The organism is Paenibacillus gyeongsangnamensis, from assembly GCF_027533625.1.
GTDB classification, from domain to species: Bacteria; Bacillota; Bacilli; order Paenibacillales; family NBRC-103111; genus Paenibacillus_G; species Paenibacillus_G gyeongsangnamensis.
This window is the reverse complement of the sequence record NZ_JAQAGZ010000010.1, coordinates 57,230-73,100: the sequence shown is the minus strand read 5'-3', so window position 1 is coordinate 73,100 and position 15,871 is coordinate 57,230. Positions and strand designations below refer to the sequence as shown.

Sequence of the window (15,871 nt, the reverse complement as noted above, 5' to 3'; positions counted from 1 at the left end):
AAAAGACACCTGGGCAGGTATCTTTCGCTTGTCGGAATTTAACCGACATAGGAATATGGTTTCCCCGGGTCGCAGGACCGCCGATTTAATGCGTCAGCCAGCGAAGCAGGAAGATGGTCCTCATTTCGTCGTTGTTTTCTTGCTTTGTTTTTTCGCCGGCACCTTCTCAGGCAAGGTTTCCGCCCATGACAGCGACCGGGCGATTAAATCGCTTATCTTATCCGGATCGTTCCGCCACTCATCCGGAACCGCAACATACTCCTTCATCGGTTTGCCCGGCATCGGTGAAAACTCGGTTGCGCCTTCTTGAATCAATTGCAGTCGCTGCTCTTCCGGCAGACGGACAAAGATCTCCTGTCCATACAGGCCGGTAAACATATTGCCGTTAATAAAGCCGGCCAAAGAACCGAACATGGGCTTGATCTTAACGCGCGGGTCTGCCGGCACAACCGAAGCGAATAACGCTTTGGATTCATCATCAGGGCGTGGCATGGACATGGGTTATTACCTCTTTTCAATAATCAGACGTTAGACTCTACACCCTATCATTGTCGGCTCTCCAATTTTTAATCGCCTTTTTAATATCATCCGGGCTTAAGTTTTGGGATACGGCTTTCTGGGCTAAGTCGGGAAATTCAGCATCGCTTGCAAAACGCAAAGCTGTAATCTGAGCAAACGTAAGCCGTGAATCAAGCAATTGTCCTTTCAAAACGTAATGCCGAAGATTTTCCTCCGCTTTAATGGCTCTGTCCTGCGCTTTTAACGGATAAGCTCTTAGTAAGAAGAAGCTTATTGCGAGACCTACAAAGATAAGCAAGATGACAACGGAGGAGAGACTGAAGCCTTCTTTGAATAAAAGAACGATTACGCTTATTAACGTTGCCAGTAACAATAAAGGCATAAAATAATGATAAATCGGATGGAATCTCCGGTGATTATTATAGTTTTGAGTAGACAATGTATTGACCTCCCAATGGATAGATTAGACCTGCTGCTCCAAATAATGTTTAAAGCCTTCCAAAGAGCTGCTCCAGCCGTTGTTATGATTCTCCGCTTCGTTCATGGTGGAGAAGTTTTCATGCGTAACAACGAGCTTGGTTCCCGTATCTTGCTCTGTAAACTCGATGGTGACCAGCGTTTCCTCCTGTTCCTTGCCGCCGCTTTGATGCTCCCATTTCCAAGTAAACACTAACTTTTCATTCGGGACGATCTCGACATAGCTGCCGCCAATAATATGATTTGATCCATTCGGAGCTTGCATAATGAACCGGTAGCCTCCCCCTTCGACAACATCCATTCGATCCACGGTAGTCGTGAAGCCTTGCGGCCCCCACCATTGTTTCAGCAGATCTTGTTTGGTCCAAGCTTGAAATACCCGATCTCTGCTCGCCTTGTAGGTATGATTCAGTTGAAGTGTGAATTGGCCGTTATGCATATCGATCATGTGCATTGTCTCCTTTAATCTTTGTTTGTATTTTGTTCCAAAAAGCGTTCAAGATTTGATAATTGTGAAGTCCAGAACCGCTGCAGGTCGGTTAGCCATTGATTCGCACAGTCTATGGATGCCGGGTTTAGAAAGTAATAGCGGTACCTCCCTTCTTTTCTCACAGAAACTAAACCAGCCTTTTCAAGAACCTTCAGATGCTTGGATACAGCAGGCAACGACATCTTAAAAGGCTCAGCTAATTTCATGACCGTCATCTCGCCTTTGGCTAACTGTGCAATCATCTCTCGCCTCGTGGGGTCAGAAAGAACTGAAAAAACACGATTTAAAGTATCTCCATCGTCACATTTAACCATATGGTTAAATATAATGGCTTGATTTTCTTCTGTCAAGCTTGCAAAAGAAAAAAGCAGCCATCTCAGAGAAATCTCTGTGATAGCTGCTGCAATTCGTGAATTAATCGTTTCGTTTCGGGGCTAGCTCGATCGCCTGCCGCAAAGCTTCCTTGATGCTCTGCTCGTCGGCAATCCCTTTACCGGCAATATCGAACGCCGTTCCGTGGTCGACGCTGGTACGGATAATCGGCAATCCTACCGTAATATTAACCCCCGCTTCCAGCCCGAGCACTTTGACTGGACCATGCCCTTGATCGTGGTACATCGCGACCACAATGTCGAAGTCCCCTCGGGTCGTACGGAAGAATAGTGTATCCGCCGGGAGCGGCCCTTGAACCTGTATTCCTTCTTCCAGCGCACGCTTCACGGCCGGGACGATCTTCTCCTCCTCCTCGCCGTAGCCGAACAATCCGTTTTCTCCGGCATGAGGGTTGATGCCGCACACGGCAATGCGCGGATTCGCATAGCCCGCCTTTTGAAGGGTTTCATGCGCCATCCGAATGACATGGTAGACGCGCTGCGGTTCTATCATTCTCACGGCGTCGATTATGCCTACATGAGTCGTTACATGAATGACCTTCAGCTTAGGCGCCGAGAGCATCATGGCAAAATCTTTCGTGCCAGTCAATTCAGCCAAAATCTCGGTATGCCCGGGATACAAATGACCGCCCTTGTGCAGGGCTTCTTTATTCAAGGGAGCTGTACAAATGGCATCGATCTGTCCTTCATTCGCCAGCTCGATCGCTTGCTTCAGGTACATAAACGCAGCGTGTCCGGCTTCGGCCGAAACTTGTCCGAACGGCAGGTCGGCGGGCAGCAGCTTTAGGTCGAAGCAGTCCACGACGCCAAAGGCATAGTTCGCCTCCGACAAGGACGAGATCGATCGAACCTGCAGCGGACTGCCGACAACGCGGCCCGCCCGCTCCAGCAGCTGAGCGTCTCCGATGACGAAAGGACGGCAGCCTTCATAGACTGACGGATCCCCCAGCGCCTTCATAATGATCTCGGGGCCGACCCCCGCTCCATCCCCCATCGTAATGCCAATGATCGGTTTCGTCATATCCATTACTCTCCTCTCTCCAGATGAATAAATTGCATGGCGTGCCATAATGACTTGGCGTTTCCGAAAGCGCCCGCTTTGGTCACCGTAGCCATTCGGACTCCTCCAAGCAGCATTCCGTAAGGAATACCCGGCTCTACCTCCGTCCGCAGCTCAATACCGTGTACCCCCAAATATCTGCAGACCGCCTTAGCCGTATCGCCTCCGGTCAGCACAAGCCCCTTGACCGGTTCAGCGGAAACCGCCTTGCTTGCGATCGCCCCTAACGCGTCTGCGATACGGTTGGATACGTCCGAGGGCTCCAGGCCCAGCTCCGCCCCTCTTTCTTTCGTCGCGGCAACCTGCTCAGGCGACGAGCCGGTATACAAAGAAGCATCCGTCCCTTCGGACAGGGCGGACTGCAGCTTAGCGATGCAGCGCTCTATTTCTTGACCTCGGGCTTCAGCCGATCCGATGACTGCGATCGGGTCCATCTCCACGGCCGTCACATGCGCCTGCCGATTCACTTCCGCCACTTGCTCGCGGGTCGTACCCGATAAGCTGCCGGCAACGAGCATCACGGGTCCTTGGGCCGGGTGCTGCTTGCTATGAGAGCCGGGCTTCTTAGGATGACCCGCCGTTAATAAAAATTCCGCCAAGCCTGCGGATCCCGCCCAGAGAACCCGCGAGCCGAAGAATTGGAACAATGCGGCGATACGTGTCAGATCCTCATCGGTTTCCGCATCGAACACAAACCAGTTCGTACCGCGCCCGATGGCATCCGTAATATAACGGCACACCGATTCGGAACCTTCCCGCAGCAAGGATAGTCCGATATTCGCACAAGCTTTCCCCGATTGGTTCGTTACCATACGTGCGATGTCCGAATCCGGCACCGGCGTCTTCGGATCTCTCGCCATTTCCGTCTCATGAATAGGCATACCGTTCAAATAGTGAATCCCGCCTACGGTCGTTCGGCCGATTCTCGGAAACGCGGGTGCGATAAAAGCGGCCTCGAACCCGTAAGCATCCATGACGCCGCCGATTTCCTGTCCAAGGTTGCCGCGAAGCGTCGAATCCATCTTTTTATAAATCCAACTAAAGCCTTTATCCTTTAACGCCAGCGCGGCGCTCTTCACTCGGTCATAGGCCGTCTTTCCTGCGATGGAGCGGCTGTCCGTATCAATGACGATAACATCCCATTCGCCCTCTTCGTCCGAAATCGACGTCCAATCAAAGATCACCTGCGTCTTGAGCCCGTTTCTGGCAAATTGGACACCGGAGTCCGAAGCACCCGTCAAATCATCTGCAATAATAGATATCCGTTCCACTTGAATGCCTCCCCATAATAAAAAGGAGAAGCCCTGGTCGGCCCAGGACTTAAGGTTCTCCCATGTTAATTTGCTGTGATGCCCGTTGCTTGGCCCACCAAGCCGTGACGATAGGGCAGAAAATGGCCGTTACAATAACGCAAGATGCAACCAGAGCGGTAGCCGAAGGCACAAGCGGAGATCGAGTTCGCTGCAGCCACGGCTGCCGGTACTCCCGCCGCTTACCGCCGTCGTAGCCGCGGCCAAGCCTGCCACTCCGTTCCCTCCGGTCTCGGTCCGTTGCCATGAGAGCCAGTCCCGTGACGATCACAACCGCAACGCCCATCAAGACACCGAGTACGCCGGCTTTCCAGACATCGCCCAGGTTCAGTCCGGCCCCCAAGGAAAAACAGCAAAGGAACAATCATCATACCGCCGGGAATCCGTTCAATAGCTGCTCTACATATTTTGTTTCATTCTGAAACATAATAATGGTTGTGTAAGCGCTACGTTTCTTATTATAACGAGAGAGTTCTAGACATTCAATCGACATTATGTTTCATTATTCAACGTTTTATTTATTTTTCTCCACAGGGTGGTACGGTTGATACCCAGCCTCTTACAAGTCTTGGATTGATTCATGCCTTCCTCCTGAAGGACATGCATGATGATACGCCGCTCAATTTCCTCCATCGACCCCCTCAGATCGATTTGCGCCGTCGTCACCGCATTCAGACTCTCCGTTTGCTTATACCGGTCAATGACCAGCGCCGCTTCCTTGGCTTCAACATAGTTTCCTTTGGTCAAGATGAGCATTTCATGAACGGCATTCTCCAGCTCAAGCAAATTCCCCGCCCAATGATACTGCGTCAGCTCGTCCATCGCGGAATCGCGGAAGCCTACGATTTGCTTGCCGGATTGCAGATTATAGGAGGCGATCAGTACCCTTACGATTTCATCCAAGTCCTCCATCCGTTCTTTCAGTGGGGGAACCGTAATATGCAGCTCGCTCAGTACCAGAATAAGATCTTGGTTATAGTCGGACCTGCTTTTCAACCGGTTCAACGTGGTCGAAGAGGACGCCAGAAAGCGGATGCTCCTATGCTGCTTGATGACCTGAAGCCATTTCTCCTGTGCCGTACGGTCCAGCCTGTCCACATGATTCAGATAGATCGTCCCGGCGAAGCCCGTTTCCGGCAAGCTAAGCTCCTCCGTACTGCCTACGAGCAGAGCATCCAGCTCCTGCTCTATCATCTCCCCGCACGGGATCATATAAAAGCCTTGATCATGCCGCTTGCTTGCCGAATGAATCGCTTGGGCAAACATGGACTTGCCCGTTCCCTTTTCCCCCGAAATCCAGACATTGCGATCGGTTTGGGCATATTTCCGGGCCCGGGATACCGTTTTCTTGAGAATCACGCTCGAACCGACCAGCTGGTGAAAGGTGGTGAGCCTTGAAGGGATATTGGCCGCAAACTTCCGCTCGTTTCTCCAGTTTTCGATCGAATCCAGACTGACCAGGTAATGAAACCGCCCTGCCGCTCCATGAGCCATGACGCTGACTTTATATTGCCGGTCGTTCAAATGAATAAACTGCTGCAGATCCTTGGCGTCCGCCGTCTCTTCCAAGGATTGAATAATCTTGTACAGGCCGGGAAGAAGGAAGCGGATGCCGCGGCCGTAAACGTCTTCCTCCGCTATTCCGCCGGCGATAACGCTAGCCGCCCTATTGAAATACATTACATTCTTGTTACGATCCAGAGCAAAGATCGCCCTTGTATCGCTGTCCAGGATTTCCCGGTAGAACATGACTTTCTCCTGCCCTTGCCGATAGACGTCAAAGACCCGGCGCACTTCCCGGAACATGTCGCTGACCGATTCGCGGCCCGAAGTAATCAGAATCCCGTGATACCCCATCTCCTGCGCGGCGCGGACCGTAACGGCATCGCCCAGAACCATGGTCACGTCGGATTGAAAAGCTTTCCGGAGCGCAGTTTCGACCTCGGAAGGGTCTTTGATCGAAAAGGTAGGGATTTGGAACTCCAACAAACTCGATACCTCCGACACCGCCTTGCATACATTAGGGAAACCGATGATCGCGACTTTGGAATTGGCTTTCCGGACGAGCGTCAGCACCCGCAAAATATCGTAGCCGGACACGGGGATATCCACTACCGGAAGCGAAGTATGCCGGCGAATCAGGCTCGCCGTGCCTCCGCGGCTCACGATCATGTTATAGCCGCGCTCTTCGGCCTGCTGTATTAAAGGCAGGGCCTCCTGCAAATCCGCTACCTCCACATCCATGCGAATCGATGCTTCTTCCTGTACCATCTCGAACAAAAGATCCCGCAGCCCGACATAAGGCGCTATCGCCAATACGTTAATTTTCATCATCTGCACCCCGAAACCCGTTTCATATTGAAACACTTTTACGAGAATTATAATACAAAAAGACCACCCTTAGGTAGGGTAGTCTCCGGATAGATTTTCAATTCAAGCGGAAGTATGATGAACTTTTTTGTGCAGCTCTTGTCTGTTCATTAGCAGCAAACTCATTCATGATAGCACTATGCAAGCAGACTGCTTTTAAAGCGCTCCGCTAACTCCACGTAATCAAGTTCATACCGCTCCAACCAAGATTTGATCTGATCCTCTGCATACTGACGTTCAAACCTGTTCCACTCGTCCCAAATACTAAGCTCTGAAAGCGTATCTTTGAATCTTCGAAAGGGTTTGCGCCCTTCAAGCGCTTCGAACAACTTCAACTCAGGATCCGATTCGGTATGTTTGGCAAATCTCATCATGACATCAAATGCTTCACTTGAATCAATCTTTGGAATGTCGACATATCGATCCTCGTTTTCCTCATCATCCCAATCGATTCCCGGTTCACCCGTATACATCTCATCCAAATCCAATACCACTTCTCCGGTCTGCAAGTCCAGAAAATATGGATGTTCAAAATTATTATCCAGATAGGCTTCCGTCAGTTCTTCCATGAGCTGCCGCATCTTGGTTCACTCTCCGTCCTTTAAAAAATTGAGCATTCTCTATTATTCTATTATATCCAATTATAGCAAAAATGAAGCCTGCCTTGGATGGGCAAGCTTTCATTTAATACATGTTAGTGGGGCGCTACCGGTAGCGAGAAGAGGTGTACTGAAACGAACGTCAGCCTGTTTTTCATCATTTAAAATCACCCTATTTTCGTCATTTTTTGATACTCATTTCGCAAGAACGACAAATCATCATTGGAGTCCGGATGATAACTTCGCAAGTTTAGGTCATAAAATCCCTCCAAACGTGGAATGGTAATAGGGTGAATTTTTTACCATTTATGTCGTTGGGGGATTTATGAATGATTTTGCATAAGAATGAGTTGCAGGAGAACGCGCATAGGCTTGCGCTTGAACATGACCCGCACGGAAGCCGCACCTCACTGAATACGTTGTGGAGGCGGATGGAGAACGATATCCAAGAGCTGCGAACCTTCATTGCGGAGCTCCATGAGCATCGCAGCGTATGCGAGCAGCCTGCCGAAGAGTGGCTGCTGGATCACTCCGAATTTCTGGAAGCCGAGTTAATAGGGATTCGCGAAGAAATCGATCGTCTCCATGTGAAACCTCTTCCCGCAGTGGACAAGGGTGGCCGTCTTAGAGTCTCCTCTGTCTGCGCAGCATATCTGAAACAAACCGACGGGCTGCTGGATGAAGATACGTTAGCGGTTTACTTCAACTCATACCAAGAAGTTTCCGTGCTTACGATCGTTGAAGCATGGTTGATTCCGCTATTTATGAAGATGGAGATGATTCGCCGTCTAACCTCCCTTATTAAGCCTGTGAAGGAACGGCGCGCCATCTGCGAACTCGTGGAGCGCATGTTATCGGGAATACCTGTTGCAGAGCTCACTCCGGAGCGTTTAAAACAGGCTTTAGAGGAGTCGAACGTGGAGCTGCCGTTATCCGGGGCGTTGATTGTCCACCTCGTCAAGCATTTAAGAGAACATGCGGAGGATTCGGCTCACCTCGGAGAGTGGCTGATATGCAAACTGGAGAACCCGCCGGAGAGTCTGGATTCCATTCTCTCCTACGAATATCGGCTTCAGGCGGAGTATCAGGTGAGTATCGGCAATGTCATTACCAGCTTGCGCAAGCTTTCCCGGTGGATTTGGAGCGATTTGTTCGAGCGGATCAGCGTGGTGGAGCAGACGCTCCGGAAAGAACAGGCAGGCGACTACCCCAAGCTGGACGGAGCGAGCCGTCATACGCTGCGCTGCCGGGTAGAGCAGCTCGCCCGGCGCATGAAGGTGCCGGAAAATTTAGTCGCGTCGCAAGCGGTTCATTTGGCAAATGAACAATATGAAGCAGCGAGTGAAGAAAGCCTCGTTCCATTGCCTCCCAGAAATGCGAGTGCGGCTTATTTTTTACTGGAAGCCCAAGGAATGAGGGCGCTGCAGCAGGCGTTAAAGCAGTGCGGAGAAGCAGGCCCTCTTCCGGAAGCCGGGATTAAACTGCGCGCCCCCAGCCTATTTATCAGGCTGCTGGCCCTCTGTATGGTCTTGGCTCTCGCGGGCTTATCCTTAGCGGTCGGCTCGACAACTCCCCTATCCTCGCTCGGCTGGGTGTCCGTGCTTCTTCTGCTGGCCTTGCCGGCAAGCGAATGGGGGGGTACGGCTGTTCATTGGCTCATCGAGCGCACGATCCGGCCCATACGATTGCTGCGATATGATTTTTCCAAAGGTGTGCCCGACGATGCCTCGACGATGGTCGTCATCCCTGTCATTTGGTCTCAGCTCGGAGCTGTGAAGGGGACTGCCGAACGTTTGGAGCAGCATTATTTAGCGAATCGGGACCCTAACATCCATTATGCCATTCTAAGTGATTTCAGGGATGCGGACACAGAGTATCTTCCCGAGGATGAAGCCATCGTAAGCATGGCCAAGGCCGAAATCGAAAAACTGAATCGAAGCTACCCGAAGAGCACCTTTCACCTGTTTCATCGCCACAGAAAGTGGAACCCCTCCGAACAAGCTTGGATGGGGTGGGAACGGAAGCGAGGGAAGCTGGAAGAGTTCGTAAAGCTGCTCAAAGGGGACGAAGACACCAGCTACAGCACGATTCTCGGCGATGCAGCAGTATTAAACCGAATCCGTTATGTGATTACATTGGATGCGGATACCCGCTTGCCTATCGAAAGCGCGCACCGGATGATCGGCGCCATGCACCTTCCCTTGAACCGGCCCCGGTTGGACGAGAGCAGGACCAGGGTGATAACAGGCTACGGCGTACTTCAGCCGCGGATCGGGATGACTTATGAAAGTGCGCAGAAATCGAGGCTGTCTTCTTTGTGGGCCTCTGAAGCCGGCCTTGATCCGTATGCCTTCGCGGTATCGGATCCTTATCAGGATGCAACAGGACAAGGCATATTTACGGGCAAAGGGATTTTCGATGTAGCTACCTTCAACGATGTGCTGGGCAGCCGGTTTCCCGAGAATCGGGTGCTTAGCCATGACCTGCTGGAAGGCGGCTTCTTGAGGGCGGGACTCCTTACGGATATCGAACTGATCGATGACCACCCGCCTACCTTCCTGTCGCATCAGAAACGGCTTCACCGTTGGACCCGCGGCGATTGGCAGCTCCTTCCCTGGCTGAAGTCTCACGCCCGGAATGGTAAGGGGGTACTCGTGCCGACGCATTTATCCGCCGTCACACGCTGGCAGATCGCGGATAATCTTCGGCGCAGCTTGCTCCAGCCTGTACTGCTGCTCATCCTGCTGCTGGCCGGTCCGGTGCTTCCAGGCTCGCCTGGAGTCTGGTTCGGCATCGTTTTCTTGACGATGCTCCTTCCGCTGCTCCGTCAGCTCGTCACTTTAGAGACGATTCTGTACCGGCCCTGGGGCTTGCTTCACACCATAGGTCACTTGCTTGTAGCTTTTTTAACACTTCCGTTTCAGAGCGTGGTGCTGATGGACGCCGTCATTCGAACGCTCTACCGTCTGACCCTTTCGAAGCGCCGGCTTCTCGAATGGGTGAATCAGGCTGAGGTTGAACGGTTAAGCAGCAGGGCAGGCGCTCCTCCCTTGGCTGGACTATTCAGCGGATACGTCTTGATTGCGCTCATGACGGCATCCGCGATTTTGACCGAGTCTGCAGCAATACGGTCGATCGGCTTGATCATCGCTCTGGCATGGAGCACTGCGCCGATAATGATCCGATGGCTCGATCAGTCGCCGGTCCGCATGACGGAGACGTTTACTTCCGATGAGTCCGAGGAGCTGCATAAGCTTTCCCGAGACATCTGGTCCTTCTACGAGGATTTCGTGACGGCTCGGGACAACTGGCTTCCCCCGGATAACGTTCAGATCAAGCCGGACAGGGGAATTGCACATCGCACCTCCCCTACTAACATCGGTATGTATGTAACGTGTGCGCTCGCTGCCAGAGATTTCGGGTTTATCGATACGCCCGGTCTTGTCGAGCGTTTGGAACGAACGGTGGATACGATCGAGCGAATGGAAAAATGGGAGGGTCATCTCTACAATTGGTACGATACGGAATCGCTGGCTCCGCTATTGCCCGTGTACGTGTCTACAGTCGATTCCGGGAATTTCGTCGCCTCCTTGATGACGGTGAAGGAAGGCCTGTTTGAATGGCTGCGCAACGACCTGGGACAGCCTGTGGAGCATGCCGGCAATAATAGCCCTAAAGGCTGGTCAAAAGAGCAGTTTGAAGTCGCCTTCGCGGAGGAAATCGCTGGAGGTCCCCCGACAGACTTGCCTGCTCGCGGGAGCCGCCTGGCGGCCCGAATCGAGGCTTTGGTTCAAGCGACCAACTTTCGGTCGCTGCTCGACCCGAAAACGAACCTCTTTTCTCTCGGGTACCATGTAAAACAGGGCGTTCGGGATACCGTGCTTTACGACCTGCTGGCATCGGAGGCGCGGCAAGCCAGCTTTGTCGCCATTGCCTTAGGGCAAGTATCGGTCTCTCATTGGAATCAGCTCGGAAGAACACTGACGAAGGTCGGCAGCCGGCCGGTGCTGCTCTCCTGGTCCGGAACGATGTTCGAGTACATGATGCCATGGCTATTGATGAAGACGTATCGCCATACGTTATGGGACAGCACCTACCGGGGCATTGTAGAACGTCAAATCGATTACGCACATCGGCAAGGCGTTCCGTTCGGCATCTCCGAGTCCGGTTACTTCGCCTTTGATTACCAAATGAATTATCAGTATAGAGCGTTCGGAGTTCCCGGCCTCGGGTTTCAACGAGGACTTGAGCAGGACCTTGTTCTGGCTCCCTATGCAACGGCTATGGCATTGCCGTACGCCCCGAAGGAGGGGCTCAAAGCCTTGAAGCGGATGGAGCAGTTAGGCGGACGCGGCAAATACGGTTTTTACGAGGCGCTCGATTTCACGCCGAAACGGATGCCGGCAGGCCGCGATCATGTGGTGATCCGCAGTTTTATGGCGCACCACCAGGGGATGTGTCTGCTGACCTTATCCAATCTGCTATTGCCGCGCACGATGTATGAACGGTTCCATCGGAACAAGGAGGTTCGCGCTGCCGAATTGCTTCTGCAGGAGCGGGTGCCGCGGCGTGCAAACTGGATTAAGCATCCTGCGATGTACCGTTCAGCAGTGCGCGGGGAGAAAGCGGTGCAAGAAGCCGGACCGGCACGTGAATTTACGTCTCCCCATACCGCGACGCCGGAAACGTGCCTGCTGTCGAACGGACGCTTTACTGCCATGGTTACCGTCAGCGGAAGCGGGTTCAGCAGCTGGGATGGTCTCTCGATCACCAGATGGAGAGAAGAGCCCGTTATGGATTCATGGGGGAGCTATGTATATATTCGGGATGTCTTATCCGATCAAGTCTGGTCTCCTTCGTATCAGCCCTGCAGAATGGAATCGCCGGAGCAGCGGGTCATCTTCGAACCGGACAAAGCGACTTTCGCGCGTAAGGTTGACGCTGTAGAAACACGCATGGAAATATGCGTCTCTCCCGAGACGGATGCGGAGGTGCGGCGCATCACATTAACGAATACGGGAGATCAACCGAAGGTGCTTGAAATCACGTCCTTTATGGAGCTCGCGCTCTCGAACCCCATTGCGGACGATGCTCATCCCGCTTTTAGCAAGCTGTTTATCCGAACAGCCTACGATGAAGGAAGCGGGTGTCTTGTTGCCAGCCGGCGCAAACGGGAGGCGAAGGATAGAGCACTGTGGTCCGCCCATCTGCTCGCAGCCGATTGCCACACGCTGGGGCTCACGGAATACGAGACGAACCGGTCCGCTTTCATCGGAAGAGGGCACCGGCTTGCGGAGCCTCAAGCCCTCCGTTCCCGGCTGAAGGGAACGACCGGTTCCGTGGCCGACCCTGCCTTTATCATGCGGCATCGCGTACAAGTGGACCCGGGCAAGCATGTGTGTCTCTACGCGGTGACATCGGTAGCCGAGTCGAAGGAAGAAGCGGTGCACATGGCGTCCAAGCTGTCGAAGGCGGAAATGGTAGAGCGAACCTTCCAGTTAGCCTGGACGCGCAGCCGAATCGAGCTTCGCAACCTTCGTCTGGATCCGGTTGAAGCCATTGCTTTTCAACGCCTTGCCGCTCAAGTACTGTACACACCGCCTCTAAGAGATGAGCGCAGCATGAATATTGCGGGCAATTCGAAGGGACAGCCTGGTTTATGGTCCTTCGGCATTTCCGGCGATAGACCGATCATCGTTGTACAAATCGATAATCGAAGCCATTTGCCTTTTATCGTCAAGCTTCTGACGGGGCATGAGTATTTGAGGAGACTGGGGCTCCGGTTTGACCTGGTCATGATCAACCAATCTGCCGACGGCTATCAGCAAAATCTTCAGGATGCTCTTGGACGCGCGGTTGAGCATGGCGTTGACCGGTTTGGAACGGGAGCCGCCGGAATTCACGTCATTCCAGAAAAACGGCTAAGCGAGGAAGAACGAACGCTCCTGATGGCCGTTGCGCGAGTGGCGCTGCGGGCCGGCGGACCAAGCTTGGCCAGTCAGCTTCGTCTCCCGCGTCGCGCAAATGCAGCTCCGTTGCCGGAACCGCTTCAGCGGACAGTTGTACGAAGCCGTCTGCAGGCTGCCCCGCCCTTGCCGGCACCACTTCTCGAGGCAAAAGATGTCCACTTCTATAACAGCTGGGGCGGGTTTACTGCAGACGGAAAGCAATATAAGCTCTTGATCAAGGAAGGGAAGCATCTGCCGGCACCATGGATCAACGTCCTGGCTAATCCCGGCTTCGGCGCCCTTGTCTCCGAGCTCGGTACCGGATACACGTTCTGGAGGAACAGCCGCGAATGTAAGCTGACCCCATGGTCTAATGACCCGGTGCTTGACCCGCCAGGAGAACTCGGATTTATTCGCGATGAGGATTCAGGCGACCTGTGGACCATCACCCCGTCAGCCGGCAAGGATACGGAGCCTTACTTGATCACCCATGGGTTAGGCTTCACGACTTTCGACCATGAGCGTATGGGGATTCGCCACAGGATGACCGTGTTCGTCCCTAAGGAGGATCCAGTCAAAATTATACGGCTGCGGATGAAGAATACCTCGTCCGAAACCCGGCGACTCTCGGTCACCTATTATGCCGAATGGGTCATCGGCGTACAGCGCCAATTGAGCGCTCCCTACATCGTGAGCGAGTGGGACGGAGAGGCGGCTATTCTGACCGCACAGAACCGGTATCAACAAAACTTTCGGGAGGCCACGGCATTCCTTGGGATCTTCCCGCAGAAAGCCGCGGCTTCGGACGACTTGTCTTGGACCTCGGATCAGCTGGAGTTCATCGGCAGGAACGGAAGCTTGGAGCAACCCGCGGCGTTGAACCGTACCCGCCTGTCCGGGTGGGCCGGGGCTAACAATGCCAGCTGCGGTGCGATCCAACGCAAGCTGAGTCTAGAGCCCGGCGAGGAGACGGAGGTTCTCATCCTCCTCGGCTGCACATCGTCCAGGTCTCAGGCCGCGAGCCTGGCTCAGCAATATAGCGATGCATCGCGCTGCGATGAGGCTTGGTCAGAAACGAGCGACTACTGGGATCGAACGCTCGGCCAGATTGTTGTAGACACTCCATCCCTTGAGACCAATTTCCTTCTCAACGGATGGCTGCTGTACCAATCGCTGGCCTGCCGCATGTGGGCACGTTCCGCCTTTTATCAAGCGGGAGGCGCATTCGGATTCCGGGATCAGCTCCAGGATTCGCTGGCGCTCCTCCATACGGTGCCCGAGCTCGTGAGAAGGCAAATTCTTCTCCATGCGTCCCACCAATACGAGGAAGGCGACGTACAGCACTGGTGGCATGAGGAGACGGAGCGCGGCATTCGGACGTTATTTTCCGACGATTTGCTTTGGCTGCCCTACTCGGCGTCCCGTTATGTGGAGCATACCGGAGACGACACTGTTCTCGATGAGGTTGTTCCTTATATCACCAGCGAACCCTTAAAGAAAGGCGAACATGAACGATATGAGGAGACCGTGCAGTCCAGCAGCAGAGGTACGGTGTACGAGCATTGCTATCGAGCAATCGATAAAGCGCTGCAGCGAATCGGCGAGCACGGACTCCCCCTCATTGGAATAGGCGATTGGAACGACGGCATGAACCTGGTGGGCGATGAAGGACGCGGCGAGAGCGTCTGGCTCGGTTGGTTTCTGTGCGAAGTGCTGCAGCGGTTTGAGCGGCTATGCGCGGAACGCGGCGAGAACGAACGGGAAGCGCGCTACAAGCAAGCACGTGAACAGCTGTCCCAGGCGATCCATGAGCATGGCTGGGACGGGCAGTGGTACCGCAGGGCATTTACGGATTCGGGTACCTGGCTCGGCTCCCTCTATAACGAAGAGTGCCGAATCGATTCCATTGCGCAATCTTGGTCCGTCATTTCGGGGGCAGCGCCACAAGACCGCGCTTATCAAGCGATGCAGTCGTTCGACCGTGAGCTGGTGGACCGCGAGCTGTCCGTCGTGAAGCTGTTGACACCCCCGTTTGACCGTACCGAGCCAAGTCCGGGGTATATACAAGGGTACCCGCCGGGTATTCGGGAGAACGGGGCGCAGTACACCCATGGGGTCATCTGGAACATCATGGCCTGGAGCAAGCTGGGTCAGGGGGATAAAGCGTTCGAGCTATTCCATATGCTTAACCCGATCAACCATACGCGCACCGATCATGAAGTGCGGGAATACGTCGGAGAGCCTTACGTCATGGCCGCGGACGTATACACCGCCGAGCCTCATCGCGGACATGCCGGCTGGACCTGGTACACCGGCTCATCGGGATGGATGTATCAGAGTGGGATCGAATGGATATTAGGGATCCAAAAACGCGGAAACCGGCTCTACCTGAATCCGTGCATTCCATGCGAATGGCCCGGCTTCAAGGTAACCTACCGATACAGAAGCACGAAGTATTTCCTTGCTTTCAACAGGGATCCCGCAGTGGAAGGTGGCCTGAAGGCCGGACCCGACACTTCCGTTGAACTGTTGGATGACGGGGTAGAGCGTCACATCACGGTTAGTTTATAACCGCGGCACCCCATTGCAATGCGGAAGATTCATTTACAGTAGTAACGTTAAAAACATTAACGGAAGACAAAAAGAGCCCAAGCTAATATCCGGCTGAGCTCTTTTTGTTATGGAGACCTACGTCATACAATTACA

The 15,871-nt window shown here is 53.4% G+C and carries 10 protein-coding genes; 1 reads left to right on the top strand and 9 read right to left on the bottom strand.

Annotation, left to right across the window (positions count from 1 at the left end):
- Window positions 1-120 precede the first annotated feature (120 nt).
- The 9 genes from O9H85_RS16330 to O9H85_RS16290 all read right to left on the bottom strand — a co-directional run bounded on the left by O9H85_RS16330 (window position 121) and on the right by O9H85_RS16290 (window position 7,199).
- Window positions 121-498 carry a TfoX/Sxy family protein gene (locus tag O9H85_RS16330; protein ID WP_269882480.1) on the bottom strand — a complete coding sequence of 126 codons (378 nt, stop codon included), beginning with the start codon at window positions 496-498 and terminating at the stop codon, window positions 121-123.
- A gap of 37 nt (window positions 499-535) precedes the next feature.
- Complete coding sequence (locus O9H85_RS16325; RefSeq protein ID WP_269882479.1) at window positions 536-958, bottom strand: DUF6526 family protein; 423 nt, start codon at window positions 956-958, stop codon at window positions 536-538.
- Between the two features lie 24 nt (window positions 959-982).
- Window positions 983-1,444: an SRPBCC family protein gene (locus O9H85_RS16320; protein WP_269882478.1), complete on the bottom strand. Its 462-nt coding sequence runs from the start codon at window positions 1,442-1,444 to the stop codon at window positions 983-985.
- 14 nt (window positions 1,445-1,458) lie between these two features.
- Entirely contained in the window at window positions 1,459-1,800 is a 342-nt protein-coding gene (locus O9H85_RS16315; RefSeq protein WP_269882674.1) for an ArsR/SmtB family transcription factor, read from the bottom strand.
- Window positions 1,801-1,900: 100 nt separating this feature from the next.
- Window positions 1,901-2,905: a 4-hydroxythreonine-4-phosphate dehydrogenase PdxA gene (gene pdxA / locus O9H85_RS16310; protein ID WP_269882477.1), complete on the bottom strand. Its 1,005-nt coding sequence runs from the start codon at window positions 2,903-2,905 to the stop codon at window positions 1,901-1,903.
- Window positions 2,905-4,209 (bottom strand): four-carbon acid sugar kinase family protein, encoded by a 1,305-nt coding sequence (locus O9H85_RS16305; protein WP_269882476.1) that lies wholly within the window; start codon window positions 4,207-4,209, stop codon window positions 2,905-2,907. The genes pdxA and O9H85_RS16305 overlap by 1 nt, the downstream gene beginning before the upstream one ends.
- A 49-nt stretch (window positions 4,210-4,258) precedes the next feature.
- On the bottom strand, window positions 4,259-4,612 hold the full coding sequence (locus O9H85_RS16300) for a 2-keto-3-deoxygluconate permease (protein WP_269882475.1): 354 nt from the start codon (window positions 4,610-4,612) through the stop codon (window positions 4,259-4,261).
- Window positions 4,613-4,740: 128 nt separating this feature from the next.
- Window positions 4,741-6,579: a sigma-54-dependent Fis family transcriptional regulator gene (locus O9H85_RS16295; protein WP_269882474.1), complete on the bottom strand. Its 1,839-nt coding sequence runs from the start codon at window positions 6,577-6,579 to the stop codon at window positions 4,741-4,743.
- Between the two features lie 176 nt (window positions 6,580-6,755).
- On the bottom strand, window positions 6,756-7,199 hold the full coding sequence (locus O9H85_RS16290) for a UPF0158 family protein (protein ID WP_269882473.1): 444 nt from the start codon (window positions 7,197-7,199) through the stop codon (window positions 6,756-6,758).
- Window positions 7,200-7,546: 347 nt separating this feature from the next.
- Here O9H85_RS16290 and O9H85_RS16285 point away from each other — a divergent pair, with 347 nt between their 5' ends.
- Complete coding sequence (locus tag O9H85_RS16285) at window positions 7,547-15,736, top strand: GH36-type glycosyl hydrolase domain-containing protein (RefSeq protein ID WP_269882472.1); 8,190 nt, start codon at window positions 7,547-7,549, stop codon at window positions 15,734-15,736.
- The last annotated feature ends 135 nt before the right edge of the window (window positions 15,737-15,871 follow it).

What these genes read in the sequence shown, in the direction of transcription:
- O9H85_RS16320 (WP_269882478.1), bottom strand. Translation starts at nt 1,444, where the DNA reads ATGATCGATATGCATAACGGCCAATTCACACTTCAACTGAATCATACC.
- O9H85_RS16315 (WP_269882674.1), bottom strand. Translation starts at nt 1,800, where the DNA reads ATGGTTAAATGTGACGATGGAGATACTTTAAATCGTGTTTTTTCAGTT.
- O9H85_RS16285 (WP_269882472.1), top strand. Translation starts at nt 7,547, where the DNA reads ATGATTTTGCATAAGAATGAGTTGCAGGAGAACGCGCATAGGCTTGCG.
- O9H85_RS16290 (WP_269882473.1), bottom strand. Translation starts at nt 7,199, where the DNA reads ATGCGGCAGCTCATGGAAGAACTGACGGAAGCCTATCTGGATAATAAT.
- O9H85_RS16330 (WP_269882480.1), bottom strand. Translation starts at nt 498, where the DNA reads ATGTCCATGCCACGCCCTGATGATGAATCCAAAGCGTTATTCGCTTCG.
- pdxA (WP_269882477.1), bottom strand. Translation starts at nt 2,905, where the DNA reads ATGGATATGACGAAACCGATCATTGGCATTACGATGGGGGATGGAGCG.
- O9H85_RS16295 (WP_269882474.1), bottom strand. Translation starts at nt 6,579, where the DNA reads ATGAAAATTAACGTATTGGCGATAGCGCCTTATGTCGGGCTGCGGGAT.